The organism is Streptomyces sp. NPDC048258, from assembly GCF_043201995.1.
Taxonomy (GTDB): Bacteria; Actinomycetota; Actinomycetes; order Streptomycetales; family Streptomycetaceae; genus Streptomyces.
The window spans coordinates 15,223-39,512 of the sequence record NZ_JBICZH010000036.1 but is presented as its reverse complement, the minus strand read 5'-3'; the positions used below and the strand labels follow the sequence as shown (position 1 = coordinate 39,512).

General features: G+C 70.1%; 28 protein-coding genes. 9 read left to right on the top strand and 19 right to left on the bottom strand.

Annotated elements, in window-relative coordinates; translation table 11 throughout:
• Nucleotides 1-104: 104 nt before the first annotated feature.
• The 3 genes from ACGFYQ_RS39530 to ACGFYQ_RS39520 all read left to right on the top strand — a co-directional run bounded on the left by ACGFYQ_RS39530 (nucleotide 105) and on the right by ACGFYQ_RS39520 (nucleotide 2,712).
• Nucleotides 105-473 carry a DUF192 domain-containing protein gene (locus tag ACGFYQ_RS39530; RefSeq protein WP_393751821.1) on the top strand — a complete coding sequence of 123 codons (369 nt, stop codon included), beginning with the start codon at nucleotides 105-107 and terminating at the stop codon, nucleotides 471-473.
• A gap of 59 nt (nucleotides 474-532) precedes the next feature.
• Entirely contained in the window at nucleotides 533-1,150 is a 618-nt protein-coding gene (locus ACGFYQ_RS39525; RefSeq protein WP_393751819.1) for an SMI1/KNR4 family protein, read from the top strand.
• Nucleotides 1,151-1,425: 275 nt separating this feature from the next.
• The gene (locus ACGFYQ_RS39520; protein ID WP_393751817.1) at nucleotides 1,426-2,712 is read left to right on the top strand and encodes an extracellular solute-binding protein; all 1,287 of its coding nucleotides are present in this window, start codon (nucleotides 1,426-1,428) and stop codon (nucleotides 2,710-2,712) included.
• 175 nt (nucleotides 2,713-2,887) lie between these two features.
• Here the strand turns inward: ACGFYQ_RS39520 and ACGFYQ_RS39515 are convergent, their stop codons facing one another.
• Nucleotides 2,888-3,526: a hypothetical protein gene (locus ACGFYQ_RS39515; protein ID WP_393751815.1), complete on the bottom strand. Its 639-nt coding sequence runs from the start codon at nucleotides 3,524-3,526 to the stop codon at nucleotides 2,888-2,890.
• Nucleotides 3,527-3,681: 155 nt separating this feature from the next.
• On the opposite strand from ACGFYQ_RS39515, the gene ACGFYQ_RS39510 reads away from it, so the two are divergent.
• Entirely contained in the window at nucleotides 3,682-4,839 is a 1,158-nt protein-coding gene (locus ACGFYQ_RS39510; protein WP_393751813.1) for a serine hydrolase domain-containing protein, read from the top strand.
• Between the two features lie 13 nt (nucleotides 4,840-4,852).
• Here ACGFYQ_RS39510 and ACGFYQ_RS39505 read toward each other — a convergent pair whose 3' ends face one another.
• The 3 genes from ACGFYQ_RS39505 to ACGFYQ_RS39495 all read right to left on the bottom strand — a co-directional run bounded on the left by ACGFYQ_RS39505 (nucleotide 4,853) and on the right by ACGFYQ_RS39495 (nucleotide 8,063).
• Entirely contained in the window at nucleotides 4,853-5,179 is a 327-nt protein-coding gene (locus ACGFYQ_RS39505) for a nuclear transport factor 2 family protein (protein ID WP_393751811.1), read from the bottom strand.
• A 134-nt stretch (nucleotides 5,180-5,313) separates the two neighbouring features.
• Nucleotides 5,314-6,159 carry a polysaccharide deacetylase family protein gene (locus tag ACGFYQ_RS39500; protein WP_393751809.1) on the bottom strand — a complete coding sequence of 282 codons (846 nt, stop codon included), beginning with the start codon at nucleotides 6,157-6,159 and terminating at the stop codon, nucleotides 5,314-5,316.
• Between the two features lie 275 nt (nucleotides 6,160-6,434).
• Nucleotides 6,435-8,063: an MDR family MFS transporter gene (locus tag ACGFYQ_RS39495; protein ID WP_393751807.1), complete on the bottom strand. Its 1,629-nt coding sequence runs from the start codon at nucleotides 8,061-8,063 to the stop codon at nucleotides 6,435-6,437.
• 153 nt (nucleotides 8,064-8,216) lie between these two features.
• Between ACGFYQ_RS39495 and ACGFYQ_RS39490 the strand changes: the two genes are divergently transcribed.
• From ACGFYQ_RS39490 to ACGFYQ_RS39475, 4 genes are all read left to right on the top strand, one after another.
• Entirely contained in the window at nucleotides 8,217-8,810 is a 594-nt protein-coding gene (locus tag ACGFYQ_RS39490) for a TetR/AcrR family transcriptional regulator (protein ID WP_393751806.1), read from the top strand.
• Between the two features lie 100 nt (nucleotides 8,811-8,910).
• Complete coding sequence (locus ACGFYQ_RS39485) at nucleotides 8,911-9,285, top strand: hypothetical protein (RefSeq protein WP_393751805.1); 375 nt, start codon at nucleotides 8,911-8,913, stop codon at nucleotides 9,283-9,285.
• Nucleotides 9,273-9,680 carry a hypothetical protein gene (locus ACGFYQ_RS39480; protein ID WP_393751804.1) on the top strand — a complete coding sequence of 136 codons (408 nt, stop codon included), beginning with the start codon at nucleotides 9,273-9,275 and terminating at the stop codon, nucleotides 9,678-9,680. Before ACGFYQ_RS39485 ends, ACGFYQ_RS39480 begins: the two co-directional genes overlap by 13 nt.
• 47 nt (nucleotides 9,681-9,727) lie before the next feature.
• On the top strand, nucleotides 9,728-12,292 hold the full coding sequence (locus ACGFYQ_RS39475; RefSeq protein ID WP_393751803.1) for a VWA domain-containing protein: 2,565 nt from the start codon (nucleotides 9,728-9,730) through the stop codon (nucleotides 12,290-12,292).
• 69 nt (nucleotides 12,293-12,361) lie between these two features.
• On the opposite strand, the gene ACGFYQ_RS39470 is transcribed toward ACGFYQ_RS39475, so the two are convergent.
• The gene (locus ACGFYQ_RS39470; protein ID WP_393751801.1) at nucleotides 12,362-12,784 is read right to left on the bottom strand and encodes a nuclear transport factor 2 family protein; all 423 of its coding nucleotides are present in this window, start codon (nucleotides 12,782-12,784) and stop codon (nucleotides 12,362-12,364) included.
• Between the two features lie 95 nt (nucleotides 12,785-12,879).
• Here ACGFYQ_RS39470 and ACGFYQ_RS39465 point away from each other — a divergent pair, with 95 nt between their 5' ends.
• On the top strand, nucleotides 12,880-13,425 hold the full coding sequence (locus tag ACGFYQ_RS39465) for a TetR/AcrR family transcriptional regulator (RefSeq protein ID WP_393751799.1): 546 nt from the start codon (nucleotides 12,880-12,882) through the stop codon (nucleotides 13,423-13,425).
• Nucleotides 13,426-13,488: 63 nt separating this feature from the next.
• Here the strand turns inward: ACGFYQ_RS39465 and ACGFYQ_RS39460 are convergent, their stop codons facing one another.
• From ACGFYQ_RS39460 to ACGFYQ_RS39395, 14 genes are all read right to left on the bottom strand, one after another.
• The gene (locus tag ACGFYQ_RS39460) at nucleotides 13,489-14,247 is read right to left on the bottom strand and encodes a hypothetical protein (protein WP_393751797.1); all 759 of its coding nucleotides are present in this window, start codon (nucleotides 14,245-14,247) and stop codon (nucleotides 13,489-13,491) included.
• A 182-nt stretch (nucleotides 14,248-14,429) separates the two neighbouring features.
• Nucleotides 14,430-15,068 carry an OmpA family protein gene (locus ACGFYQ_RS39455; RefSeq protein WP_393751795.1) on the bottom strand — a complete coding sequence of 213 codons (639 nt, stop codon included), beginning with the start codon at nucleotides 15,066-15,068 and terminating at the stop codon, nucleotides 14,430-14,432.
• A 4-nt stretch (nucleotides 15,069-15,072) separates the two neighbouring features.
• Entirely contained in the window at nucleotides 15,073-15,663 is a 591-nt protein-coding gene (locus ACGFYQ_RS39450; RefSeq protein WP_393751793.1) for a hypothetical protein, read from the bottom strand.
• A gap of 32 nt (nucleotides 15,664-15,695) precedes the next feature.
• Nucleotides 15,696-16,352: a pilus assembly protein TadG-related protein gene (locus ACGFYQ_RS39445; protein WP_393751791.1), complete on the bottom strand. Its 657-nt coding sequence runs from the start codon at nucleotides 16,350-16,352 to the stop codon at nucleotides 15,696-15,698.
• The gene (locus ACGFYQ_RS39440; protein ID WP_393751789.1) at nucleotides 16,349-16,549 is read right to left on the bottom strand and encodes a hypothetical protein; all 201 of its coding nucleotides are present in this window, start codon (nucleotides 16,547-16,549) and stop codon (nucleotides 16,349-16,351) included. The genes ACGFYQ_RS39445 and ACGFYQ_RS39440 overlap by 4 nt, the downstream gene beginning before the upstream one ends.
• A 110-nt stretch (nucleotides 16,550-16,659) precedes the next feature.
• The gene (locus ACGFYQ_RS39435) at nucleotides 16,660-17,352 is read right to left on the bottom strand and encodes a response regulator (RefSeq protein WP_393751787.1); all 693 of its coding nucleotides are present in this window, start codon (nucleotides 17,350-17,352) and stop codon (nucleotides 16,660-16,662) included.
• Nucleotides 17,353-17,355: 3 nt separating this feature from the next.
• Nucleotides 17,356-18,246, bottom strand: a complete 891-nt coding sequence (locus tag ACGFYQ_RS39430; RefSeq protein ID WP_393751823.1) for a DUF5936 domain-containing protein — start codon at nucleotides 18,244-18,246, stop codon at nucleotides 17,356-17,358.
• 16 nt (nucleotides 18,247-18,262) lie between these two features.
• Nucleotides 18,263-19,201, bottom strand: coding sequence for a type II secretion system F family protein (locus ACGFYQ_RS39425; protein ID WP_393751785.1), 939 nt, complete (start codon nucleotides 19,199-19,201; stop codon nucleotides 18,263-18,265).
• Nucleotides 19,198-20,544 (bottom strand): CpaF family protein, encoded by a 1,347-nt coding sequence (locus ACGFYQ_RS39420; RefSeq protein ID WP_393751783.1) that lies wholly within the window; start codon nucleotides 20,542-20,544, stop codon nucleotides 19,198-19,200. Before ACGFYQ_RS39420 ends, ACGFYQ_RS39425 begins: the two co-directional genes overlap by 4 nt.
• Nucleotides 20,541-20,921 carry a TadE/TadG family type IV pilus assembly protein gene (locus ACGFYQ_RS39415; RefSeq protein ID WP_393751781.1) on the bottom strand — a complete coding sequence of 127 codons (381 nt, stop codon included), beginning with the start codon at nucleotides 20,919-20,921 and terminating at the stop codon, nucleotides 20,541-20,543. The genes ACGFYQ_RS39420 and ACGFYQ_RS39415 overlap by 4 nt, the downstream gene beginning before the upstream one ends.
• Nucleotide 20,922: 1 nt before the next feature.
• On the bottom strand, nucleotides 20,923-21,282 hold the full coding sequence (locus ACGFYQ_RS39410) for a TadE family protein (RefSeq protein WP_393751779.1): 360 nt from the start codon (nucleotides 21,280-21,282) through the stop codon (nucleotides 20,923-20,925).
• Nucleotides 21,283-21,285: 3 nt separating this feature from the next.
• The gene (locus ACGFYQ_RS39405) at nucleotides 21,286-22,566 is read right to left on the bottom strand and encodes a CpaE family protein (RefSeq protein WP_393751777.1); all 1,281 of its coding nucleotides are present in this window, start codon (nucleotides 22,564-22,566) and stop codon (nucleotides 21,286-21,288) included.
• A gap of 7 nt (nucleotides 22,567-22,573) precedes the next feature.
• Nucleotides 22,574-23,275, bottom strand: coding sequence for a Flp pilus assembly protein CpaB (gene cpaB, locus ACGFYQ_RS39400; protein ID WP_393751775.1), 702 nt, complete (start codon nucleotides 23,273-23,275; stop codon nucleotides 22,574-22,576).
• Between the two features lie 46 nt (nucleotides 23,276-23,321).
• Nucleotides 23,322-24,206, bottom strand: coding sequence for a hypothetical protein (locus ACGFYQ_RS39395; RefSeq protein ID WP_393751773.1), 885 nt, complete (start codon nucleotides 24,204-24,206; stop codon nucleotides 23,322-23,324).
• Nucleotides 24,207-24,290: the final 84 nt, after the last annotated feature.

The window sequence follows — 24,290 nt, the reverse complement described above, 5'->3', positions numbered from 1 at the left end:
CGGCTCGTACTGGACGTACTTGCGCGGTCCGACAACGCGGCGAGGTGCCGTGCCGGGTGTCGCGACCCGGTGAACCTTGCCGGTCACAGCACTAGGCTGCCGCCATGGCGAACTGGCGGGACGGCGAGGGGATCCTCACGGTCGGGGCGGTGGCGGTTCCGCTGGAGGTGGCCGCCTCGTACAAGGCGCGGACGCGGGGGCTCCTCGGGCGGGACGGGATCGACGGGGCCATGCTGCTCACCCCGGCGGCGAGCGTGCACACCTTCCGGATGCGGTTCGCCATCGACGTGGCGTACCTCGGCAGGGACCTCGACGTGCTCGCCGTCGTCACGATGGCCCCCGGCCGCCTCGGGTTGCCCCGGCTCCGGTCGCGGCACGTCCTGGAGGCCGAGGCCGGGGCGATGGCCGGCTGGGGGCTGCGCGCCGGAACCGCCCTGAAGGTGGACGTACCGGGGCGTCTCACGCGCGGGTAGGCGGGACCCCGCACCGGCGGTAGGTTGGGGCGGTTGAGCTGGGGTGGCAGGGGAGCGGCATGACGGAGAACGCGCACATCAAGGCGCTGGAGCAGATCATGCCGGCGACGCACGGCGCCGACGAGGACATCGACTGGCAGGCGGCCGAGGCGGCCTGGGGTACCCGGTTCCCGGCCGATTTCATCGCCTTCATGGGGCGCTTCGGCGCCGGGTCCATCAACGGTGAGGCCAGCATCCTGCTGCCGCTGCCCAAGCCGGGCCTGCAGTGGGACCCGGCCGAGATGGCCGAGGAGACCGACAACGCCCGCCAGGTCTGGGAGGCGGAGGGCGGCCGGTCCGCCTTCGACGTGGACCCGGAGTCGATCATCGCCTGGGGTGTCACCGGCGGGTCGGACATCCTGTGCTGGCTCACCTCCGACCCCGACCCGGACCGGTGGCCGGTTCTGGTGTGCGGACGGCACACCGCCGACTCGTTCGCGGTGTATCCGTACGGTATGGCCGAATTCCTCTACCGGCTCTGCTCCGACGAGTTCGACGTGAGCCCGGTCAGCATCACCTTCTGGGACGGCGGCCACCTCAGCTTCGTCCACTGGCGCAAGGCCCAGCGCCGCTGGCAGGAGGGCCGCAACCCCGAGACGGGCGAGCCCGACCCGTACGCGGGCGAGTTCGCCGACTAGCGCCCGCAGGACTCACCCGAGACCCACCGAGCCCGTTCCATGACCGGAAACGGGCCTTTCGGCATGTCTACGCGCGTCCCATTTGTTGATCACATATCGGAAAACACCAGCCGGAAAAGCCGTAGTTGGAGCATTGCCCACAAGTGCGGCCCCAATGGAATCAACCGCCCGCCGTCAGGAGAGAATTCCGGCCAACGGGCCATGGATGGACACCCCCGCCCGGAGCAACTCATAAGTAATAACGGGATCCAAAAGAAAATCAGGGGAATACACCCGTGCGACGAAGAATCTTCGGTGCGGCCTCCACCACGGTCGCGCTCGGTCTGCTGATACCTCTGGCCGGATGCGGCGGTTCCGGAGACGGCGCAGGTGGCAACGGCACGCTGCACCTCATCGCGGCGGAATACGGCGATACTCCGGCCACCAGCTCGAAGGCCTTCTGGGACAAGGTGACCGGTGATTTCACCGCCGCCCACCCCGGTATCAAGGTCGAGGTCAAGCTCCTGCCATGGGCCGACATCGACCGCGAGGTCTCCCGTTTGGTCAAGGCCGGAAAAGCACCGGACATGGCCCTCATGGGCGCGTACTCGGACTTCGCCGCCCAGGGCAAGCTGTATCCCGCGGACGAACTGCTCTCGGTCAGCGCCGAGGCGAACTTCCTCCAGCCCCTCGCCGAGGCCGGCACCGTCGGCAACACCCTCTACGGGCTGCCCTTCGTGGCGAGCAGCCGCCTCCTCTTCTACAACGAGGCGCTGTTCAAGCAGGCCGGCGTCAGCACTCCCCCCAAGACCTGGTCCGACCTCAAGTCCGCGGCGGGCAAGCTCAAGGACAAGGGGGTGAAGTTCCCGTACGCCCTGCCCCTGGGCCCGGAGGAGGCGCACGCCGAGGCGATGATCTGGGAACTGAGCAACGGCGGCGGCTACGCCGACAGCAGCGGGAACTACAGCCTGGCCTCCGACCAGAACATCTATACCTGGCGCTGGGTCAAGGACCAGCTGGTCGCCCCCGGGCTCACCGGCCCGACCCCGCCCTCCCAGCTCAACCGCGCCGACGCCTTCGCCGCCTTCCTGAAGGGCGAGGTCGGCATGGTCAACGGCTACCCCTCGCTCCTGCACGAGGCGCGCGCCAAGGGCATCGGCGTCGGCGCCGTCACCATGCCGGTCTCGGACACCCTCGGCTCCGGGGAGACCCCGCCGACCGTGGGCGTGGCCGACTGGATGATGGCCTTCAAGCAGAACGGCAACCGCGCCGAGATCGGCACGTTCCTGGAGTTCCTCTACCAGGACAAGAACCTGTCGGACTTCGCCAACCGCTACCACCTGCTGCCGTCCACCGTCACCGCCTCGCGCCCCCAGGCCGGCGGCGGCCTCGACAAGAACGACCAGCAGTTCCTGACCGCGCTCTACGGTGCCCAGCTCTACCCGGTGAACGATCCGTCCTGGGTGACGGTCAGCGACACCATCAAGCGGAACATCGGGCGCGCGGTGGAACCGAACGGAGACGCCAAGGGCGTCCTGGAGGAGATCGCCGCCAAGGCGAACGAGGCCTCCAAGAAGCACTGAAAAAGCCGAAGTTCCCCCGTGACACGGACCTTCGACCCCTGCCGCAGCCCATCCCATGCGGCACCATGGCTCCTGCGGCTCTTGATCCAAGGCCGCCGGTCCAGTCGCCCGCCGAGCACCCACAAGGTGCGCGGGGCGGCCGGCCTCAGCTCTGCCCCTGGTGCCCCTGGTGCCCCTAGCGCCCCTGCTGCCCCTGCTGCCCGTGGTCCGCGGCGAACGCCGTCCGGTGCTGCTCGCAGCTGGAGTCCCAGGGCAGCGTGCCGGTGAGCGTCCCGTAGTCTTCGCGCGTCACCGACCACTCCACCGTGTACTTCCCGGTGTCGCACGCGATCCGCTTGCCGCCCGCGACCTTCTCCCGCCCCGTCGCCGGCTTCCCCGCCGGCTTCTGGCGCACCTCCCCCGCCTTCGATCCCTTGGCGGTGCGCAGTACGGCGTGCACGACGATCGGGTGCGTGCCGTCCTTGGTCGTCAGCACCTGCTTCACACCCGCCGAGTCCGACACCGACCAGGCGAACTCGTACGACGGCTGCCACGCCAGCGTCTTGGGGTCGGGTGCCTGCCGCTCGTAGTCCGGGGCTCCCGAGGGGCCGGGTCGGGTGACCGTCTTGTACATGATTCCGGGGTGGAAGCGGAACTGGCCCTCCACCTTGTGCATCTTGTCGTCGGTCCACATCGACTTCATGGTCTTCTCACCGCCGGCCGGGTCCTGGAGGTACGCCGTTCCCTCCGCGGCGGTGGCCGCCTGGCCGAGGGCGGGGGCGAGGGCCGCGGCGGTGGTCACGAGGGCGAGGGCGGCGATGCGGGTGCGCTTCATGCCCGGTCCAACGGGACCCCGCGGCGGGCCGGAACGTCGCCGGGCGCGCTTTCACCCGTACGGGAGGAGGCCGGGCCGGGCCGTCCCCGGAATATCAACTGATCAACTCCCGTTGGACACAGGCGGATACGACGGGGCGATCTACGGGGGATCCGATGAGCGTGAGCGTGAGCGGGCCGGCGGGCGTGCCCGTGAACGGGACGGTGGCGGCGGGCTGGGAGCCGGTGCGGGAGGAGTTCGCCGCCGTGGTGGCGGCCGAGCCGCACTCGCCCGAGGCGCAGTTCGCGGTGCACCACCGGGGCCGGCGCGTGGTGGACCTGTGGGCCGGGGAGGACACCGGTGCGGACACCCTGAGCGGCGTCTACTCGATCACGAAGGGCGCGGCCCACCTGGTGGTGGCGCTGCTGGTGCAGGACGGCGTACTGGACCTGGACCGGCCGGTGTCCTCGTACTGGCCGGAGTTCACCGGGTACGGCAAGGAACGGCTGACGCTGCGCCGGCTGATCAGCCACCAGTCCGGGCTGATCAACACCGACGAGGGCTTCGGCTACGAGGAGATGGCGGACGACGCGCTGATCGCGTCGCGGCTGGCCGCGCAGAAGCCGTACTGGGAGCCCGGGACGGCGTACGGCTACCACGCCTTCGTGATCGGTGCGCTGACCGGCGAGGTGGTGCGGCGGGCGACGGGGCGGACGATCCAGGAGCTGTACGAGGAGCGCGTGCGCGCCCCCTACGGCCTGGACCTCTACCTGGGGCTGCCGGCCGCCGAGGAGGGCCGGTGGAAGCCGGTGCTGGAGATGCTGCCGACGCCGGAGCAGCTGGCGGCGCGGGCCGCGGCCGGGCCGGCGCCGGAGCTGCTGGCGGTCGCCTTCAACACGCACCGTGAACAGCCGATGGACCTGATCGCCTTCGCCAACCACCCGACGGTACGGGCGCTCGGCCCGGCCTCGGCGGGCGGCACCGGCACGGCGCGCGGTATCGCCGGCATGTACGCGGCGGCGATCGGCGAGGTGGACGGCCGGGCTCCGCTGCTGAAGCCGGAGACCCTGGCGGAGTGCGCCAAGCAGCACACCCGGGGCGCGGACCTGGTGACCGCGGACGCGGACCGTTTCGCTCTGGGCTTCGCGCGGCAGCCCGCGGTGGGCCCCGAGGCCTTCGGGCACAGCGGCGCGGCGGGCGCCCAGGGCTTCGCGGACCCGGTCACGGGCATCGCGTACGGGTACACGCGCCGCCGTTTCGCCTTCCCGGGCGGGGCGGCGCCGGAGAACGAGCGGCTGACGGCGGCGGTGCTGGAGGTGGCGCGCGGGATGTGACCGGCTGCCCGGCTCAGGCCTGGCCGGTCTCGAAGCGGCTGATCATGCCGCCGGGGGTGACGTCGAAGCGCCAGGCGGTGCGCATCTCGCCCCAGGTGTCGTTGCGGTAGCCGACGATGAGGGACCGGCCGCCGTCGGACTCCTTCTGGACGTCCATGTGGCCGCCGGAGTCGAAGATCTCCCGGTCGATCCACTCGTGGAGGTCGCGGTCCGAGCCGTCGTCGGACATGGTCGCGTCGGGGGTCAGCAGGGCGAGGAACGCGTCCTTGTCGTGCGCGTTGACGGCGGTGACGAAGGCGCCGACGGCGGGGTCGGAGAGTTTGCCGGGGCTGATGGTCACGGGGGGGCTCCTGGTCGGGCTGGTGGGTGGTCGCTGGTCGCTGGTCGGGCGTACGTTCGTACGTGCGTGACCAGGGAACACCCCGGGGCGGTCCGGGTCGTCGATCCTCACCCGTTCGCCCGCCGGACGGCGTGTCAGCCGGCGTCAGGGCTGGTCCGGTCGACGGTCTCGGGGTCGGTGCGGACGGGGAAGCCGGTCGGGCGGCCCTGCTCCTTCAGCCAGGCCAGCACCTGGTCGAGCGCCTCGACGGTCTGGGCGCGGTTGCCGCCCCCGTCGTGGAAGAGCACCGTCGGGCCGTTGCCGATCTCGCGCTTCACGGCGTCGACGATGGCGGGTGATCCCGGCTTGCCGAAGTCCTTGGTGTCGACGTTCCAGCCGAGCGGGCGCATGCCGTTCGCGGCGGCCAGGCGCCTGCTGTCGGGGGTGAAGGCGCCGCCGGGGGCCCGGTAGTACTCGACCTTCGCGCCGCCGCCCGCGGCTTCCTCGATCAGCCGTTTCGCGTCGAGGATCTGCTGTTCCTGGTAGGCGACGGGCTTCTTGTCCATGGCCGTGTCGTGGTCCATGGTGTGGTCGCAGAGCCGGTGGCCGGCCGCGACGACCTTCTTGACGAGGCCGGGGTGGGCCTTGGCCTGCGGCCCGATCATGCAGAAGGTGGCCTTCACGTCGTACTTCTCCAGTACGTCGAGGACCTTCGGGGTCCAGCGGGGGTCGGGGCCGTCGTCGATGGTGATGTTGACCGCGTTGCCGCCGCTCTCCGAGGCGTGGGCTATGCCCTCGGGTATCCGCTCCGGTTGCTGCTGCGGCCCGCGCGCCGCGTCGTCGGGGTCCCGCTGTCGCGACACGTTCTGGTCGGCGGTCTCGTGTCCCGACTCCACCAGCGTCGCCACTCCCCATATCGTCGCCGCGACGGCGACGGCCGACGCCGCGACGGCTGCGCGGGCCCGGATGCCCTTCTCGTTGACGCGCGCCAAGAAACCCATGTCCACTCCCCATCCGCCTGTGAGCGTTCTGTGGATCAGGACGTGCGCCGCCGCCGGGGGGTTCCAGCCAATTAGCCTATAAATTCCAGGTAATACGACTTTGGTCCGAGTTGCCGGAGTTACGGGAGTTGCTGAAGTTGTCGAACCGGCCGAACTGGCGGCGCGGTTGACGCGTGGACAGAAAAGGCCCGGCCCCGGTGGATGCGTTCATCCACCGGGGCCGGGCCGTCGTGCGAGTTGCGTCGCGCGCCACGATGCGCGTCACGCGTCACGCGTCAGTGCGCGAGGGACTCCTGCGGAGCCGGGGCCGCCTTGCCCTTGTCCGCGCCGCCGTCCGTGCTGCCGTCCGTGCCGTCCTCCGCGCCGTCGGCCGGGGCCGGGCCCGCGCCCCGCAGCGGGACCTCCTTGACGAACCAGGCGGCCGCGAAGCCCAGTACGGCGATGGCCGCGCCGAGCAGGAACGCGGAGTGCGTACCGGCGGCCACCGCGTGCTGGTAGGCGTCGCGCACGGCCTCCGGCAGCTTGGCCAGGCTCGCCGCGTCCAGCTGGGCGGAGCCCGCGGCTCCGGCGGCCTCGGGACCCAGGCGGTCCGCCATGGTGTCCGTGACCCGGCTGGTGAACAGGGAGCCCATCAGCGCCACGCCGAAGGAGCCGCCGAGCGTACGGAACAGGGTCGCCGAGGAGGACGCGACGCCCATGTCCTTCATCTCGACGCTGTTCTGCGCGACCAGCATGGTGATCTGCATCAGGAAGCCGAGCCCGGCGCCGAGGACGGCCATGTACACGCCGGAGACGAGCCGGGAGGTGCCGGTGTCCATCGTGGCGAGCAGGAAGAGCCCGACGACCATGAGCGCGCCGCCGACGATCGGGAAGATCTTGTACTTGCCGCTGTTGGTGGTGACGCGGCCCGCGATCAGCGAGACGACCATCATCGAGAGCAGCATGGGCAGCAGGAGCAGGCCCGAGTTGGTGGCGGAGGCGCCCTGGACCGCCTGCTGGAACAGCGGGAGGTAGAGCACGCCGCCGAACATCGCGAAGCCGACGAGGAAGCCGATCACGGACATGAGGGTGAAGTTGCGGCTGCGGAAGATGTGCAGCGGCATGACCGGCTCGGCCGCCTTGGTCTCGGCGTAGAGGAACGCGGCGGTCGAGACCACGCCGACGACGATCAGGCCGATGATCTGGCCGGAGCCCCAGGCGTACTCGGTGCCGCCCCACGTCGTGACGAGCACGGTGGAGGTGATGGCGACGGTGAGGAGTGCCGCACCCAGGTAGTCGATCTTCGGGCGCTCGCCCTCTCCCGTCTTCTTGGGGAGGTGCAGGACGGCGGTGACCATGGCGAGCGCGACCGCGCCGAGCGGCAGGTTGATGTAGAAGGACCAGCGCCAGCCCATGTGGTCGGTGATGGTGCCGCCGACCAGCGGTCCGCCGATCATGGCGAGGGCCATCACGCCGGCCATCATGCCCTGGTACTTGCCGCGCTCACGGGGCGGGATCAGGTCGCCGATGATCGCCATGACGCCGACCATCAGACCGCCGGCGCCGAGGCCCTGGATCGCGCGGAAGCCGATCAGCTGGCCCATGTCCTGGGCCATGCCGCTGAGCGCGGAGCCGATCAGGAAGATGACGATCGAGGTGAGGAAGGAGCCCTTCCGCCCGTACATGTCGCCGATCTTGCCCCAGATGGGGGTGGAGGCCGCGGTGGCCAGCGTGTAGGCGGTGACCACCCAGGAGAGGTGCTCCAGTCCGCCGAGCTCGCCGACGATGGTCGGCATCGCGGTACCGATGATCATGTTGTCGAGCATCGCCAGCAGCATCGCGATCATCAGCGCCATGAGGACGACGCGTACGCTGCGCGGCTTCACCCCCTCCGAGGTTTCGGCCGTTTTGACTGTCTCGCCCATGTCCACTCCCCTGGCACTTCTGTTCTGCTGTTCTGTCGCTCTGCCGGTCTTCGAGCCCGGCTCTTACTTGCCGACCGGCTAGTTCACTACACTGGGGAAGGTAGACCCGTCACTAGCCGGGCGTCAAGTAAGTAAATTTTGGGGAGAACGACCATGACGACCAGCTCCAGCAGCGGTCCGCAGCCGCGCCGTGGCAACACGCGCCAGCGCATCCAGGACGTCGCGCTGGAGCTGTTCGCCGAGCAGGGGTACGAGAAGACGTCGCTGCGCGAGATCGCGGAGCGGCTGGAGGTCACGAAGGCGGCGCTGTACTACCACTTCAAGACCAAGGAAGACATCATCATCAGCCTCTTCGAGGACCTGACGCGGCCGATCGACGAGCTGATCGCGTGGGCGGAGGAGCAGCCGCGCACCCTGGAGACCAAGCGCGAAGTGCTGCGCCGCTACAGCGAGGCGATGGCGGCGGGCGCCTCGCTGTACCGCTTCATGCAGGAGAACCAGGCGACGACGCGCGAGCTGACCATCGGCGAGACGGTGAAGAAGCGGCTGTTCAAGCTGGTGGAACTGCTGCGCACGACGGACGGCCCGCTGACGGACCAGGTGCGGTGCGTGAGCGCGCTGTTCACGCTGCACGCGGGGATGATGTTCCTCCAGCACGTGGAGGGCGACCCGGAGGAGACCCGCCTGGCGGCCCTGGAGGTCGCGACGGACCTCATCACGCAGGCCCACCACCACGACACCGCCTGAGCGGGACCGGCGGCTTCCCGGGGGCACGGGGAACCCGCTCCCCGGACGCCGCTGACCGTATGCCGTACACATGCATGCCCTAGGCCCTACAGTCCGTGGCATGTTGGAGCTATTTCAGGTCCTCGGCGGCATAGCCGGATTCGGTGGCGTGGCTCTCGGAGTGCTGTTCCTCCTTTACCGGGACCTCGTCCGCAACATCATTCAGCACAGGATGTTCCGCACGCTGACAGCGGGACAGGCCACCGGCCTGTTCGGGGCTGTGATCGTCTTCGCCTTCGCCATAGCGATCCTGGGGATCTTCGCCACCCTCGCCGACGGCGAGGGAGCGCAGCAGTTCATGATCCTGGTCGGCATCCTGCTGGCGTTCCTCTTGGCCTCCCTCCTGCTCGTGGGACGGCTCTTCACCGGGGGCACCGGAACGGGCCGGAGCCCGGGGCCGCGGAGGAGCGTTCACTGGCCAAGGTGGCGCGACTGATCGCGGCGAACGAGCCCGACCAGGCGCAACGCGCGCTCGACTCGGCGGGGACCGACCGCGAGGCCGAGGAGTTCTGGTACTGGAAGGCCAGGATCGCCCTGGCCCGCTCCAACCCGACGGTGGCCGCGGGATACGTCGACGAGGCCCTGAAGATCGAGCCTCGGAACGCGCACAGCATCGCCCTCAAGATCAGGATCCTGCTGGTCGGCCGGAGCCCGGCGGACCGTGACGAGGCGGTGCGGCTCGCCGCCGCCAGCCAGGGAATCAGCAGCGAACTGGACGTCTGGCTGGGGCTCTTGCGCGCGGAAGGCATGTTCGACGTGCGGGTGCGGACCAACACCGCGCTGGACGAACGCTGCCCGCTCCCCGCCCGCCACGGCCAGGCCACGGCCTGACGCCCGGCCGGGCCCACGACACGGACAAGGAATCGGAGAAGTTGCGCATGACACAAGATCCCGGCGGCTCCGCGGCCACTGCCCCCGCTGTTCTGTACGTCCCCCGCCTCGGGAAGGCGGGCAGCTTCTGGTCCCGGTCCGCTCGACGGACCGAGCAGGAGTGCCGTGAGCGGGCGACGCAGCGCGGCCTGGTGCTCCTGGGCCGGACGGCGCGGGACCCGCAGGAGGTGGACACCTTGCTGAGGGACCTGCCCGACGCCGCGGTCGTGGTCGAGCCAGGCATCAGCGACCATGCCGAGCTGCGGAAAACACTGATGAGTTCCGACGGCGTCCTGGAGGGGCTCCTCGGACTGGGTGCCACACTCACGCTCTGCGGTGCCCGGGGCACACCGTCTCCGGCCGGCGACAGCCTGTCGGACGGCAGGGCGGTACTCCTCACCGCCCCCTTGAGCCCGGGACTGCCCGCTGCGGAGCTGGACCGCCGGGCACGTGAGTGCGAGGAGCACGCGAGGCGATGCGGTCTCCGCGTGGACACCCTCATCGACAGCTGGCAGACGTACCTCGGCTTCATCGGGGCGGAGCTCACGGCGCCGGCGGCGGCGCCGGTACCCACGATCGTGATCCACCCTGACGCGTTCGCCCTCGGAACGGACGCCCCCGGGAAGCCCGGACAGCGCGGCGAGGCCTGGAGGTGGCTCCTCCAGGGGCGCGTGGTCCACTCCGCGGGGCAGTTACGGAGCACGCGTCAGGTTGGGGTGGTACGGCGCGTGCAGTATCCCGAGCCCACAGGGAATGTCGAGCGCGGCCAGGTGGGCAGGCGCGAGCCCACACCCGCCCGGAGGAGGCCAGCCGAATCCGCGGCCCCCGCCCCTCGCTCGGTATCACGTGACCCGGACGGGTCCATCCACGGGCACGCAAGGGGCGAGTGGGTGGCGAACGGTAGGCCGCCCGCAGCTGCGTACGGCTACCCGCAAGCCCAGGCCCCCGAACTCCGCGCCCCCTCACGTGCCTCGCGTCCCTCACGTCCCTCACTCCCCGCTCGTGTCTCCGGCGGCCCCCTCCCCCACGACGGCCTGTTCATCCGCCGGCGCAGCGCCTACGGCACCCGCTCCGTGCTCGGTGTCACCGAACTCATCGACAGCGGGGTGCTGATCGAACAGGACCAGATCCGCTTCGACGACTTCGTGGCCGCCCGCACCGACCAGGTCCCCGGCCCACCCGAAGGGGAGGCGCTGGCCGTCAGCCACGGGCTCGCCCGGGTGCCCGGCGACTCCAAAGCCCATGACAACACCACCCACTTCGTCGAAATCGCACTGAAGGCGGGTGCGGAAGCGCAGCCGGGCGCGCCCGCGAAGGAACCCCTGCCGGTGAACTTCGTCTTCGTCGTGGACACGAGCAGCTCCATGGAGGGCGAGAAGCTCGACACGGTCAAGTCCGCGCTGCAGGAGATCTACGAACGGCTGCGCCCGACGGACTCGCTCGGCATCGTCACCTTCGCCACCGATGTGTCCACCCTCTTGCAGGCGACCCGCAAGGAGGACCTGCCACCGGAGAGGTTCGCCGCGACCGTGGCCGGCATGACCGCCTACGGCGGGACCGACATCCAGCTCGGCGTGCAGTACGGCATCGCGGAGATCGGACGCCGCGCGAGCGCCGGCCGTACCGTCAACCGGCTCTACCTCTTCTCGGACGGCGACCCGACCTCCGGCGAACGGAACTGGACCACCGTCCGGAAGAACGTCGCGGCCCGGCTGCGCGGCGATCTGACCCTCTCGTGCTTCGGCTTCGGGACGGACGCGCGGATGGCCGAACTCTCGGCGCTCGCCGGGACCGCCCGCGGCCACTGCACCTTCGTCACCCGCCCGGAACAGGTCCGTTCCGGCCTGCTGGAAGACCTGGAGCGGCGTGACCACCTCGCCGCGATCGACATTCAGCTCCGGATCGACATCGACCCGGCGGTGACGGTGTGGCACCTGTACGGGCATGACCTGGTGACCGATCAGCGGGCACGGGCCCGGGTGTTCCGCGAGTCCCGTGATGCGGCCCGCCGCGCACGGGAGGAGTACGGCACCGAGGTGCTGCCCGATCTGATCACCGGCGACAAGGGCATCCGGATCTTCGCCCCGGATCTGGCCTTCGGCGAGACGTACTGGGTGGTGCTGGAGATCCAGGTGCCCGAAGGGCCCGTACCGACGGGCGGGATCGGTACGGCGACCGTGCAGTACGTGGACACCCTGGCACGTGAGAACCGCAGCCGGGAGATCGCGCTGTCGGAGGCGGCCACGCTCGCGGAAGAGATCGTGACCGTACACGCGGTGGGCCTGCGGACGAGCGAGATCACCTTCCACGCGCTCGACGACCTGTACGAGAACGACCGCGATGCCGCCGGGCAACGCCTGACACAGCACATCGAGGTCCTCAAGCAGGTCCACCGGACCTTCCCCGCCCCCGAGTTCGTCGACGACCAGGTGACGATCGAGAAGCTGCTCGCCCTGGCGGGCACGCTGGGCACGACCGCGGCCTTCTCGGACTCCGCCGTGCACGCCGCCGCCCCGGACATCCGGGTCATGAACCGCTTCGCGCGGGTCAGATCCGGCTTCGCCGCCTTCTGACCGGCCCGCGTCTCGGGCGCCGCCGGGGCCGGACACGGGCCCCGGCGGCGTGAAGCCCCTGCGCCCCCGTCACCGGAGCCTGCGGTCCTCGGCGGCGATCGGGACGTCGTTGATGCTGGCCTCGCGGCGGCTCATCAGGCCGGCCGGGGTGAACTCCCACTGCTCGTTGCCGTGGCTGCGCCACCACTGGCCGGTGGTGTCGTGCCACTCGTATTCGAAGCGGACGGAGATGCGGTTGCCGGTGTACGCCCACAGCTCCTTGCGGAGCCGGTAGTCGAGCTCGCGCTCCCATTTCGCGGCGAGGAAGTCGCGGATCTCGGCGCGGCCCGTGAGGAAGCGGTCGCGGTTGCGCCACTGCGAGTCCTCCGTGTACGCGAGGGCCACGCGCTCGGGGTCACGGCTGTTCCAGGCATCCTCGGCGGCCTGCACCTTGGCCCGGGCCGACTCCTCGGTGAAGGGCGGCAGCGGCGGACGAACCACGCTTTCGTTCATGACAGACCCTCTCGCGATCCCACTGGAAGAACGATCGTTCTCACCGTAGAGAACGATCGTTCTCCAGGCAACCGGATCTGGACTACGCTGCCCTCATGGACGACGAAGAGGCCCGCACCCGACTCCTGGACGCGGCGGAGGCACTGTTCTACGCCGACGGCATCCAGGCCGTCGGCATGGACCGCATCCGCGCCGAGTCGGGGGTCCCCCTCAAGCGGCTCTACCGGATCTTCCCCGCGAAGGAGGCCCTGATCACGGCCTACCTGGAGCGGCGCGACCGCCGCTGGATGACGAGCCTGCGCGAAGCGGTGACGACGACGGCCGGAGCCGCGGATCCCGTCACGGCCGTCTTCGACTGGCTGGCGGACTGGTTCTCGGAGCCGGACTTCCGGGGCTGCGCCTTCCTGAACGCCTACGGGGAACTCGGCGCCGGCCCCGCCGGAGTCCACGACGTCGTACGCCGCCACAAGGCGGAGCTACGGTCTCTGCTGGCGGACCTGGCCGTCCGCGACCGGGAGGACCTTGCGGACCAGCTCCTGATCCTGGTCGAGGGCGCCACGGTCGTCGCGGCCTTGGACCCCGGCCCGGAACCGGCCCACCTGGCCCGCGAGATGGCGCGACAGCTGCTGTCCGCCCGCTAGGCCGAACAGCCGGCCGTACAGACAGACGGCGTAGGACGTCCGCCGCCGCTCGCTCACGCCGTCCTACGAGCGCCCGCGCACCTTCCGCAGGATCTCCTCGCCGAGCAGCTCGCGATCCGCGTCCGACCCAAAGCGCTGCGCCTCCACCGCTTCGGCCAGCCTCCTGGCCTGCTCCGGGTCGAGCACGTCGACCATCTGCGCGGCAAGCCGTAGGGCGTGGTACTGCTCGAAGGGGGTGCGTGACCGGGTGATGGCCGCAAGGGTGGCTTCGAAGTTCCGCAGTTCAGGGCTGGCCTGCATCATCGCCAAGGCGGTGATGCGCTCCTCCTCCGTACCGTGCCGCAACCAGCTCACGACCTCGGCCGGCTCGAAGGACCGCTCCTGTGCCAAGCGGCGCGCACGGGCAACCACCTCTTCCATGGCCCGGGTACGTGGGGCACCGGGGCGCATCGAGCGGCGTACTGATCCGTAGTCGGCGGCGATGGGCCTCGCGGCCTCCAGCAGGGTCCTCGCCTCTGCACGCAGCTCGTCGGCCGTGGCGATGTCCCCCTGGCGCTCGGACTCCTCCGCCAATGCGAACCTCTCCGCCGCGTCGGCCCGCATCCTCAGCGTGGCCCCTCCGAACTCCAGGCTCTCGATACGGCTGCCGAGCAGAGCGAGAAGAAGCAGGACGCCCCCGAACACGATCAGCGCCGCCGAGCCGGTCCCGTTCTGGGTCGCGAAGACGGCGAGTGCCCCTGCGCCGAATGACGCCGCACCCAGGAGGGCCGTGACCGTACGCAGCACGGGTGTGAACCAGACGTACGCGGCTCTCCGCTTCACCGGCCCCTCCGCTTCTGTCGGGATGGGCGTGAAACTATCGGCAAACGGGCATGGAGCCGGTCAGCTCAGGCTTCGTGTCGATGCCCGTACGTCCCCGCCCCGGCTCGTGATCCACTGATCGAGCCCGGTCCTGGCCTTCCTCACGGATACGGGGTGACATCACCCTCCTGGCCGACTGGGATTCAGCCGCCCGCGCTACGGGGGAAGGTGATCTCGACGCGGCGGTTCTTCTTGCGGCCTTCCTCGGTGCTGTTGTCGGCGATCGGGTAGTCCTCGCTGTACCCGCGCACGTCGAAGACGACGCCCGGGTTGGTGACGGTCTTCGCCAGCTCCGCCTGCACGGCATCGGCACGCTGCTTGGACAGCTCCTTGCCGTGCTCGTAGCTGCCCTGGTCATCGGTGAACCCGAAGACCCGGACGCGGGTCGCCTTCTGCGTGTTGATCTCGCTGGCGATGGCCTGTATCCGGGCCGCGGCCTGGGCGTTGAACACGGCGCTGTTCTCGGGGAAGAGGACCTCGGACTGCAGCGCCATCATGACGGTCTGATTGGTCTCCTGCCGCCGCTGCTCCCCACCGAGGTCTTCGACGACCTCGGCGATGTCGAGCACCTTGATCGGCGCGAGGGTCCCGCCCTGCGGGATCTTCAGCCCGGGCGAGCTGGAGTCGATGGGCACGGGCGCGGATGCGGATGGCTCTGCGCCTGGGGGTACGGACGGCTTGACGCCGTCGGCGTGGGCGCTGGTCGCGCCGATGAGATGGGCCCCTGCGATGACGAGCCCGGCGACGGCGGTTGCGGCGGCGGTGCGGTGATGTTTTGTCATGGGGTCACCCGGAGATCTTGATGGTCGCCGTGGCAAAGGTGGGGAGTGTGAAGTCGACCTCGGTGGTACTCGTAGGCGGCGCCGGGAACTGGGCAAAGAAGGGGATGGTTGCGCCGTGCTCAATGAGGGCGATACCTGTGGTGCACAAGCACCTGCCATCCGTGTCCCGCAGCACGTAGTAGCGCTTCTTGCCCGCCTTGTCGATCACGGTCACTCCAGCGATCGATGTCCCACTCTGCGTGAGCTCGTTACCCCTCCAAGCCGATGTCTTCACATAGTCGGTAGCCCCACCATTCTTCAACTGGCCACTGATGGTCAGGAACCCACCCGCATCACGAGTCGCCGAGTTGACCGTCATCACCATGCCATCCTCACCGTTCACAACAGCCAGGGTTTGTGACGGCGCCGAGCTCGCGCTGCCGCTGGGGGCCGGTTCCTGAGGAGCGCTACCTTGCGGCTTGGCCTCAGCAGACTTCTGCGGCTCCTTCGACTTTCCGTCACCATCACCACCACATCCGGCCAGCATGAGGGTCAAGACCGCCGCAACCGCTACGGCCGCTCCCCCGCGGACCTTCACCATGTGCCGCATGCTCATCTACGCCGCTTCCTTACTCTGTTGTTCGTTTGTCAGTCGACCAGTCGCACGGCGAAAAGTTTCCTCGCCAAGGTGCTCCAGGGCTCGGGTTTCGCAGGATTGAACTTGATGACCGCTCCGCCCTTGCACTTGATCTCGACCGAAGTGGGCTTCTCCTCACCACTGGGCGAGGGCGAGGGTGAGGCCGAAGATGAAGGTGAAGGTGAGGACGAGGGTTCGACGACCACTGCGCTCAAATGGCAGCGCGGTTCGATGATCGCCGTGGCATCGGCTGTACCGTGCTGACCGCTGACCCCCGGGACCACAGAGTTACCAACGGTTCCTGTGGTCTTGACCTCAACCGTGAATCGCGGCAAGGCAGGTTCGCAGACGGCCGTCGCAGCGTTTTTCGCGGCGAACGTCTGGGCTGCCCCGCAGGCACCGTCCGCGTCCAAGAGCAAGCCGTCGAGCACCTTCTTCCAGCCCTCTGGCTTGAGGGTGAGGAGATCAACGCCCGGCCCTAGGTGGTCCCTGGCATCACGAGCCGCAGCCAGTGCTGCAGCATCAGCGGCACCTTGTGCGTCGCTCCGTACCGTCGAAGCTTGCCCAACGACGAAGAAGGCCAACGCAGCAAAGAGCAGCCCCGCCACCACCACGATGTAGATGGGGAAGGCCTGCCCTCGATCGTTCAGAGTGCCATCGTCCGTCACTTGCCGGCAGTGATCGCGGCGATCTGTGCCGTGATCTTGGCGGTGATGGTCTGGCCGATGCCCGTGCCCACGATCGCCCCGATGATGACCACCACCACCAGGATGATCCCCAGGTACTCGAACGCCGTCTGGCCGCGATCTCTCGCGTCTGTGCCCGCGTAGCGCTTCCGCATCCTCGCCAGGGTGTTCTGCAACATGGGGGTCCCCTCCCGGGCCGGTACCGGTGTCGATTTGCGGACGGTACGGTGAGTTACCTCTCGTGACCAAGGGTCCCGGGGCCCAAATACGGACCCATTGCGCACTCCGTCTACCCATGACCGGTCACTCCTGGACGGGCGGTTCCCAGCCAGCGGGCTATGGCCTCGCTGCGGGTGGTGCTGTGGAGTTTGGCGAAGATGCGGTTGATGTGGTTCTTGACCGTCTTCTCGCTGATGAAGCAGGTGGCGGCGATCTGCTGGTTGTTCATCCCGGATGCGATGAGATCCATGACCTCCACCTCCCGCGAACTCAGCCCGAAAACAAGAGAGTTGTTCAACCGCTCAGAAGAGGGTGCCACAGTTCGTTGCTGTTGCGAAGAGGACCTCAGCTCGGCGAGCAGGGCGCTCGCCGCCGTCGGGGTGAAGTGCGGGCGGCCCTCGGGGGCGTCGCGGATCGCGCTGAGCAGGGTGTCGGCCGTGAACTCGCCGTGTACGAGGTAGCCCCCGGCCCCCAACAGCAGGGCTTCCCGGATGATTTCGGCTTCCGTGCTGTACGTCAGCATCAGTACGGGAGCCAGCTGCACCAGGTGCGGCAGCGCGGAGATCCCGTCCACCCCCGGCATCCGGACGTCCAGCAGGATCACGTCCGGAGCGTGCCGACGGGTCAGGCTCAGCGCCTCGCGGCCGTCCGCCGCCTGCGCTATGACCTCGATGTCCTCCGCCTCGCACAGGATGGCCGCCAGGCCCGCCCTGATGACCGGGTTGTCATCGGCGATGAGCACGCTCAGTCGTGCCGGTGCCATGGCTCACCCGCCCCCGAGCATCGCGCCGAAGTCGACGTTCGCCCCGTAGACGAAGCCGCAGACGAGCAGGATCAGCGTGCCGGGCAGCATGAACATGGTGACGGCGAACGTGGCCTTCGGGACGGCCCGGGCCGCGCGCCGGCGGGCGTTCTGCGCGTCCGTACGCCGCATGTCCTCGGCGATCGCGATGAGGGTGTCCACGATCGGGGAGCCGAGTTCCTCGCCTTGTTGCAACGCCGTCACGAACTGCGCGACCTGTTCGCTGTCGTTGCGCCGCCGCAGCTCGTCGAAGGCCTGGCGGCGGCTGACGCCCATGTCCATCTGCTGCAAGGTGATGCGGATCTCGTCCGCCCACGGGCCCTCGTACTTGTGCGCCACCCGGTCCAGCGCCTGCCGGAAGCCGAGCCCCGCGCTCACCACGACCGCGAGCACGTCGAGGAAGTCCGGCAGGGTCCGCTCGATGTGGTCGCGGCGGACCCGGATCGCCGACCAGAGGCCCACCTCGATCCAGAACAGGCCGAAGGCGACCATCAGCAGGGCCGGTACGAGCTGCCCGTTGATCAGCATCGAGAAGGCGCCGAGGGCGCCGAGCAGGGCGTACACCGCGCGCCGCGCCGCGTAGCGGTCGATCGTGAGGCCGGCCGGGTTGCCCGCCATGTCGATCTGGCGGCGCTTGCGGGCCACCTGCTTCGGACCCATCAGGCGCAGTACCAGCGGGGCCCAGCGGATGCCCATCCGGTCCACGAGCGAGCCGACCGCCGTCGTACGGGTCGCGCCGACCTCCAGCGCCAGGGCGAGGTCGGTCGGCAGTTTGACGTCGGCCCGGTAGAGCCGCACGCCGTGGAATGCGCCGAGGACGGACACCGCCACGAGCACGGCCAGGAGAAGAGCGATCACGCCGGCAGCCCCCTCACACGTCGATCTTGGACAGGCGGCGGATCAGGACGAAGCCGAGCGTGAAGAGCCCGAGCGCGACCAGGACCGCGGTCTGCCCGATGAAGGCTCCCGTCATCCGGTCCAGCGCGCCCGGCATCATCATGTCCACCAGCAGCAGGGAGCCGAGGCCGATGGCCGGGACGAGGTACGCCGTCACCGTCACCTGGGACAGCTGCGTACGGATCTCCCGGCGGGTCTCCTTCCGCTGCTCCAGCGTCACGGTGAGGTTGCGCAGGCTCTCCACGATCGTGCCGCCCGCGCGGGCGGACAGGACGAGCGTGGAGACGAGGACGACCAGTTCCCGCGAAGGCAGCCGTTCGGTGAGTTCGCCCAGGGACTCCTCGATGGAGTGGCCGACGGCGAGGCGGTCGGCGACGCGCGCGAGTTCCTCCCCCGCCGGGGCCTCCAGCTCCTCGGCCGCCAGGCCGATGGCCGTACGGAGGGCCAGCCCGGCCTGGGTGGCGTTGGCCAGGATCCGCGCCAGCTCGGGGAGCTGGTTGATGAACCGCTCCGTACGGCGGGTCCGCTGCCAGTTGAGGAAGGCGTTCGCCGCCCACAGCCCGATCAGGCCCGCCACCGGGCCGAAGAACGGGGCCAGGAACGAGGCCGCGATCAGCCAGATGCCCGCGACCGCCACCAGCATGTAGACGAAGAACTCGCCCGGCGTCAGGTCCAGACCCGTAGTCGCCAGCTTGATCTCGATGCGGCGGCCGAGCGTCGTCCTCCGCAGCCGCCGGTCGACGCCGGGGAAGCGGCGCCGCCGGCCCGCCGGGGGCGGTGCCCCGGTGGCCGAGAGGCGTTCGATGAGGGCGGCCCGCTGCGCGCGGCCCGCCATGTACGCGTGCACGCCGAGGATCACGAGTACGCAGGCCAGCAGCGTGGCGCCGAGGGTGAGGAGGATGAGTGGATTCACAGGGCGGTCCGGGTGATGCGGGCGGTGAGGGGGTCGTCCGGCAGCGCGACCCCGAAGGCCTGCGGGATCGGCTGGTTGTTCATGTAGAGCCGGTCCGCGATGGGGCGGGGCAGCGGGTAGTACTCGAAGAAGCCGTACACCCGCCCGTCCGCGCCCATCGGCTGGGGCACGAAACGGCAGACCGTCGTGATCCGGAAGGGCTCGCGGCCGTGCGATTCGAGGATGGAGATCTCCGTGATGCGGCGCGAGCCGTCGCCGAAGCGGGTGAGCTGCACGATGACGTTGACGGCGCTGTTGATCTGGTCCTGGAGCGCCTCGAAGGGGATCTCGACCTCCGACATGGAGGCGAGGGTCTGCAGGCGCATCAGGGCGTCCGCGGAGCTGTTGGCGTGCACGGTGGCGAGGGAGCCGTCGTGACCGGTGGACATCGCCTGGAGCATGTCGAGCGTCTCCCCGCCGCGCACCTCGCCGACGATGATGCGGTCGGGGCGCATGCGCAGGGAGTTGCGTACGAGGTCGCGGATGGTGATCTGGCCCTTGCCCTCGACGTTCGCCGGGCGGGACTCCAGGCGGATGACGTGCGCCTGCTGGAGCTGGAGTTCGGCCGAGTCCTCGATGGTGATGATGCGCTCGCCCTCCGGGATCAGGCCGGAGAGCGCGTTGAGGAGGGTCGTCTTGCCGGTGCCGGTGGCGCCCGAGACGATCAGGTTCATCTTCGCCGCGACGAGACCGGACAGCAGCAGGAGCATCTGCTCGTCGAGCGAGCCGAGGGCGATCATCTCGTGCAGGGTGAAGGCCCGCGGGAAGCGGCGGATCGTGAGGGTGGCGCCGGTCAGCGAGAGCGGCGGGATGATGACGTTGACGCGCTCGCCGCTGGGCAGCCGGGCGTCGACCATCGGATTGGCCTCGTCCACACGGCGGTTGACCGTGGAGACGATGCGCTCGATCGTCTGCATCAGCTGCTCGTGCGAGGCGAAGCGCAGCGGCAGCTGCTCGACGCGGCCGGCCCGCTCCACGAAGATCTGGTCGGGGCCGTTGACCATGATCTCGGAGATCGAGGGGTCTTCGAGGAGCGGTTCGAGCACGCCGAGCCCGAGGGCCTCGTCGACGACGCGGCGGATCAGCTGCGCGCGCTCGACGGTGGAGAGGACGGGCCCTTCGCGGCTGATGATGTGGCCGAGCACGCGCTCCAGGCGGGCCCGGCGCTCGGCGGGCGCGAGCGCGGACATCTCGGCGAGGTCGATCTCCTCCAGCAGCTTCGCGCGGTACGAGGAGACCAGCCGGCCGTCCTCGCGCGGACTGTGCCGGTCGTCGGGGGTGTTGACCCGGGAACGCAGGCTCATGGTCCGGTCACCTTCGGGTCGTCGTTGGGCATGACTGCCGTTGCCGACGCCTCGTGTGCGTCGAGTCCGGGCACGATGGAGTTGGCGGTGAGGATGACCTTCACGCTGACGACGTCGTTCGTGTTGGACCATTCGAAGCGCGCGGTCGAGGCCAGGCCCCCGCTGATGGCGGCCCGGCCGGCTGCCTCGCCGCCAGCGCCCTTCCGGGCCTCGACGCGCGCGGCGGTACGGGCCGCCGTGCCCGCCTGCTCCTCCGAGTACGCCACCCAGCCCAGCTGGATCCCGCACAGCGCGACGAACAGCAGGATCGGCACGAAGCCGATGTACTCGATGGCCACTTGGCCTCGATCGGAGCGCCACTTCCGGTGCCGGTTCATGTCACTCCTTCTCCATCGCCGCGCCGCCCGTGCCCGTGATCTCGCCGAAGTTGAGCCCGGGATGGAGGACGGGAATCTTGAGCTTCACGGTCGCCTTGTAGATGTCGCCCGAAGCACCGCACTCCGCCGTCATGCCCCACGCGCCCGAGATGTGCTTCCCCGCCGCCGCCTCGCAGACTCCGCGGTCCCCCGTCACCGCCCCCGCCCGAGCCCCCTCGTCCGCCGCGTTGCCCGCCAGCGAGAACGCGTAGCCGATCAGCACGCACTCCCACACCGCCGCCACGAGCAGCAGGATCAGCGGCACCGTGCCGACGAACTCGATCGCCACCTGGCCCTCGTCCCGCGGTCTCCGCGACGGCATGGGTCAGCCCTCCCGGCCTCGGCGCAGCCGGGCCACCGGGCCCGAGGCGCGGACCGCCAGTGAGGCGCCCGGGGAGGAAACGGCCGCCGGGGCGGCGGCGTTCTCCGGGGCGGCCAGGAGGCCCAGTTCGCCCGCCAGGGTCCACAGGGCCTGCTTGACCGTGGAGCGGTTGTCCAGGTCCTGGACCCGGCCCGCGTCCACCACGGCCTGGAGTTCCTTGAAGGCCGCCGGGACGGGGGTGCGGGTGGCGCGGGTCTTGGTGATCTTCTCGATGAGGGCGGGCTGGATCTCGGTGTGCTTGCTCCAGCGGTTGACGACCATCGCGGTGTCCTCCGCCTTGCGCACCTGGAGCCGCTCCCACATCCGGACCATCCGCTTGGCCGCCCGCACCGCGACCACGTCCGGAGTGGTGACCAGCACCGCCACGTCCGCCGTCTCCACCGCGGCGGCGTTGGCGCCCGTCACCTGGGTTCCGCAGTCGATGACGACGAGTTCGTAGCGGCCGCGCAGGGCGCCGATGACGTGCCGGGCCGCCCGCTCGTCGACCTCCTCGCCCCGCTCGCCGTCGGCCGGGGCCAGCAGCAGTGCCAGCCCCGTCCGGTCGTCGTACACCGCGTCCTGGAGCACCCGCGGCGAGATGTCCTGGATCCCGGCGAGGTCGGCGATGGAGCGCCGGAACTGCACGTCGAGGTACGAGCCCACGTCGCCCGCCTGGAGGTCCATGTCGACCAGGGCGGTACGCCGTCCCGAGGCGGCCGCGGCCAGCGCGAACTGCACGGCGGTGAAGGTGGTGCCCACGCCCCCCTTGGCCCCGGTGACCGTGACCACCCGGCCGCCGGGCCCGGCCGTGAGGGACTCGGCCGCTCCCCGCCCCAGGTGGCGGCGTACGCCCACGGACCACTGGGCGGCGGCCTGGACCCGCGCGGCGAGTTCCTCGTACGAGAGCGGAAGGCCGATCAGGCCCCGCGCGCCCGAGTCCATCGCGGCGGAGAAGAGGGCCGGTCCGGCGTCCGAGGAGACCAGGACGACGCCCACCGCCGGGAAGCGCAGGGCCACCTCGCGGATGAGCTCCAGGGCGGGCACCGGGCCGATCCGCTCGTGGACGAGGACGACCTCGGGGAGTTCGTCGATCGACTCGGCGGCGAGGCGGGCCAGGGTGTCCAGGAGAGTGGTGGAGTCGGGGACCGGGGCGGCCGGTTCCGAGGCCGGGAGCTGGCTGAGCAGGGTCACGATGACGCGCGCGGCGTCCGGGTCGCCGGCCGCGGGGAGGATTCGGGTGGTCATGCGCGCCTCACTTGTCCCCGTCGAGGGTGTACGTACGGTCGCTCGGGCCGGGCGCCGAGTCGGTGCCGGGTGCCACCAGGGCCAGGCGTACGTGCTCCGCGAAGGACTCGGCGTACGCGACGCGCTGGGTGTCCTTGGTGTTCAGGGCGAAGGTGATCGGGACGGCCTCGGCGGGCCCCTTGCGGTCGCTGTCCTTGTCGAGGGCGGTGAGCTTGCCGACGCCCAGCACCCGGGCGTTGGCAACGATGATCACCGACCGCGAGGGTTCGGTGTCCTTGGCGCCCTTGAAGGTGGCGATGATGTTGACCTTCGCGCCGGAGGTGATCTTGCCGGCCACGCCCGTGGCCGCGTCGATCATGATGGCGATCTCCTGCTCGCCGGGCTGGAGCTGCGGCCGGTCGACGAACATGTCCGCCTGGAGCAGCGAGCCCTTCTTCAGGGTGGTCAGCGCGATCTTGTCCCGGAGCGCGCCGAGGTCGGTGACGGCGGTCTCCGACAGCCACCGCTTCGGGATCCTGACCTCCTCGAACTGCCCGGCGGACAGCGGGCTGTACGGCGCGATGTCGCCCTTGGCGCGGTACGCGACGACCTCGGAGCCGACCTTGGAGTTGACGTCGCCGATCACCACGAGGACTCCGGCGAAGGCCCCCAGGGCGCACAGGACCGACAGGAGCAGCAGAATGACGCCGCGGCGCTGGCGTGAGTTCATGAGCCGGAGTACCTCGCCGTTCTTCGTTCGTCGATGTGTCGGTCGGTCAGGGTCTGGATCGGGCGGTGCTCGCCGGTGCGGCCGGCGGGGGCGGTGCGCTCAGGGGTGCGGCGCAGAAGCCGCAGCGGTCGCCGATGAGTTCGAGGCCGCACCAGCGGCACTCCTCGCGGCGGACCGACGCGACCAGCTGGTAGAGCACGGACAGGTCCGGGATCCCGGCGGCGAACTCGACGAGCTTGGGGGTGCCCCACCAGCCGGGTGAGTCGGCCGGCAGCGGGTTCTCCATGACGCCCTGCACCTGCCAGGCGGAGGCGAGTTCGGCCGCGACCCAGTCGGAGGTGAGCTGGCCGCGGGCGAAGGTGAGGTGGGTGGCGAACTCGGGTCCGGCGGGCAGGACGGCCGCGCCCCCGGGCGCCCCGGCGGCCCCCAGCTTCGCCAGGTGCGGCGTCGGATGGGCGAGTACGGCGAACTGCGCGCTGGGCGACCACGACCTGGCGTGCGCCTTGAGCCCGACCGGGACCCGGTCGAGTTTGGCGACCGAGCCCAGCAGGGCGCCCGCGTAGATGTAGTGGGACAGCAGCCGCGCCGCGGAGGCGACGACTCCGGGGCTGAAGTCGCAGACGCTCAGCTGGCGCAGCTGACGTACCAGCAGGGCGGTGCCCAGGGGCGGCAGATCGACGCCGAGGAGCGCGATCCGGTCGGTTTCGAGGATCGCGCGTACGGTGTGCAGCCGCTGGACGGTGGAGCGCGGGAGCCAGGGCGGTACGACGGCCACGAGATGGCCGTGGCGCTCCAGCAGGGCGCTGGTCTCGGCGAGCGCGCCCTCCAGGTCGAGCTGCTCGGGCGGGTGCAGTACGGCGGCCCCGGGCGTGTGCCGGTCAGGAGCCGGGAGTACGAGATCGGCGCTGGTGACAGCGATGGCGGTCGGCACGCGAATCCCCCCGTTCACCCCGTGCACCACGGCCGTTCGCGGAGCCGTCGCGCACACGCACACACTGCGCGACCGCAAACGATC

Bases quoted from the DNA above. Each gene is read 5' to 3' on its own strand.
- ACGFYQ_RS39530 (WP_393751821.1), top strand. From the start codon at position 105: ATGGCGAACTGGCGGGACGGCGAGGGGATCCTCACGGTCGGGGCGGTG.
- ACGFYQ_RS39525 (WP_393751819.1), top strand. From the start codon at position 533: ATGACGGAGAACGCGCACATCAAGGCGCTGGAGCAGATCATGCCGGCG.
- ACGFYQ_RS39515 (WP_393751815.1), bottom strand. From the start codon at position 3,526: ATGAAGCGCACCCGCATCGCCGCCCTCGCCCTCGTGACCACCGCCGCG.
- ACGFYQ_RS39510 (WP_393751813.1), top strand. From the start codon at position 3,682: ATGAGCGTGAGCGTGAGCGGGCCGGCGGGCGTGCCCGTGAACGGGACG.
- ACGFYQ_RS39500 (WP_393751809.1), bottom strand. From the start codon at position 6,159: ATGGGTTTCTTGGCGCGCGTCAACGAGAAGGGCATCCGGGCCCGCGCA.
- ACGFYQ_RS39495 (WP_393751807.1), bottom strand. From the start codon at position 8,063: ATGGGCGAGACAGTCAAAACGGCCGAAACCTCGGAGGGGGTGAAGCCG.
- ACGFYQ_RS39490 (WP_393751806.1), top strand. From the start codon at position 8,217: ATGACGACCAGCTCCAGCAGCGGTCCGCAGCCGCGCCGTGGCAACACG.
- ACGFYQ_RS39485 (WP_393751805.1), top strand. From the start codon at position 8,911: ATGTTGGAGCTATTTCAGGTCCTCGGCGGCATAGCCGGATTCGGTGGC.
- ACGFYQ_RS39475 (WP_393751803.1), top strand. From the start codon at position 9,728: ATGACACAAGATCCCGGCGGCTCCGCGGCCACTGCCCCCGCTGTTCTG.
- ACGFYQ_RS39470 (WP_393751801.1), bottom strand. From the start codon at position 12,784: ATGAACGAAAGCGTGGTTCGTCCGCCGCTGCCGCCCTTCACCGAGGAG.
- ACGFYQ_RS39465 (WP_393751799.1), top strand. From the start codon at position 12,880: ATGGACGACGAAGAGGCCCGCACCCGACTCCTGGACGCGGCGGAGGCA.
- ACGFYQ_RS39455 (WP_393751795.1), bottom strand. From the start codon at position 15,068: ATGACAAAACATCACCGCACCGCCGCCGCAACCGCCGTCGCCGGGCTC.
- ACGFYQ_RS39450 (WP_393751793.1), bottom strand. From the start codon at position 15,663: ATGAGCATGCGGCACATGGTGAAGGTCCGCGGGGGAGCGGCCGTAGCG.
- ACGFYQ_RS39440 (WP_393751789.1), bottom strand. From the start codon at position 16,549: ATGTTGCAGAACACCCTGGCGAGGATGCGGAAGCGCTACGCGGGCACA.
- ACGFYQ_RS39435 (WP_393751787.1), bottom strand. From the start codon at position 17,352: ATGGCACCGGCACGACTGAGCGTGCTCATCGCCGATGACAACCCGGTC.
- ACGFYQ_RS39420 (WP_393751783.1), bottom strand. From the start codon at position 20,544: ATGAGCCTGCGTTCCCGGGTCAACACCCCCGACGACCGGCACAGTCCG.
- ACGFYQ_RS39415 (WP_393751781.1), bottom strand. From the start codon at position 20,921: ATGAACCGGCACCGGAAGTGGCGCTCCGATCGAGGCCAAGTGGCCATC.
- ACGFYQ_RS39410 (WP_393751779.1), bottom strand. From the start codon at position 21,282: ATGCCGTCGCGGAGACCGCGGGACGAGGGCCAGGTGGCGATCGAGTTC.
- ACGFYQ_RS39405 (WP_393751777.1), bottom strand. From the start codon at position 22,566: ATGACCACCCGAATCCTCCCCGCGGCCGGCGACCCGGACGCCGCGCGC.
- cpaB (WP_393751775.1), bottom strand. From the start codon at position 23,275: ATGAACTCACGCCAGCGCCGCGGCGTCATTCTGCTGCTCCTGTCGGTC.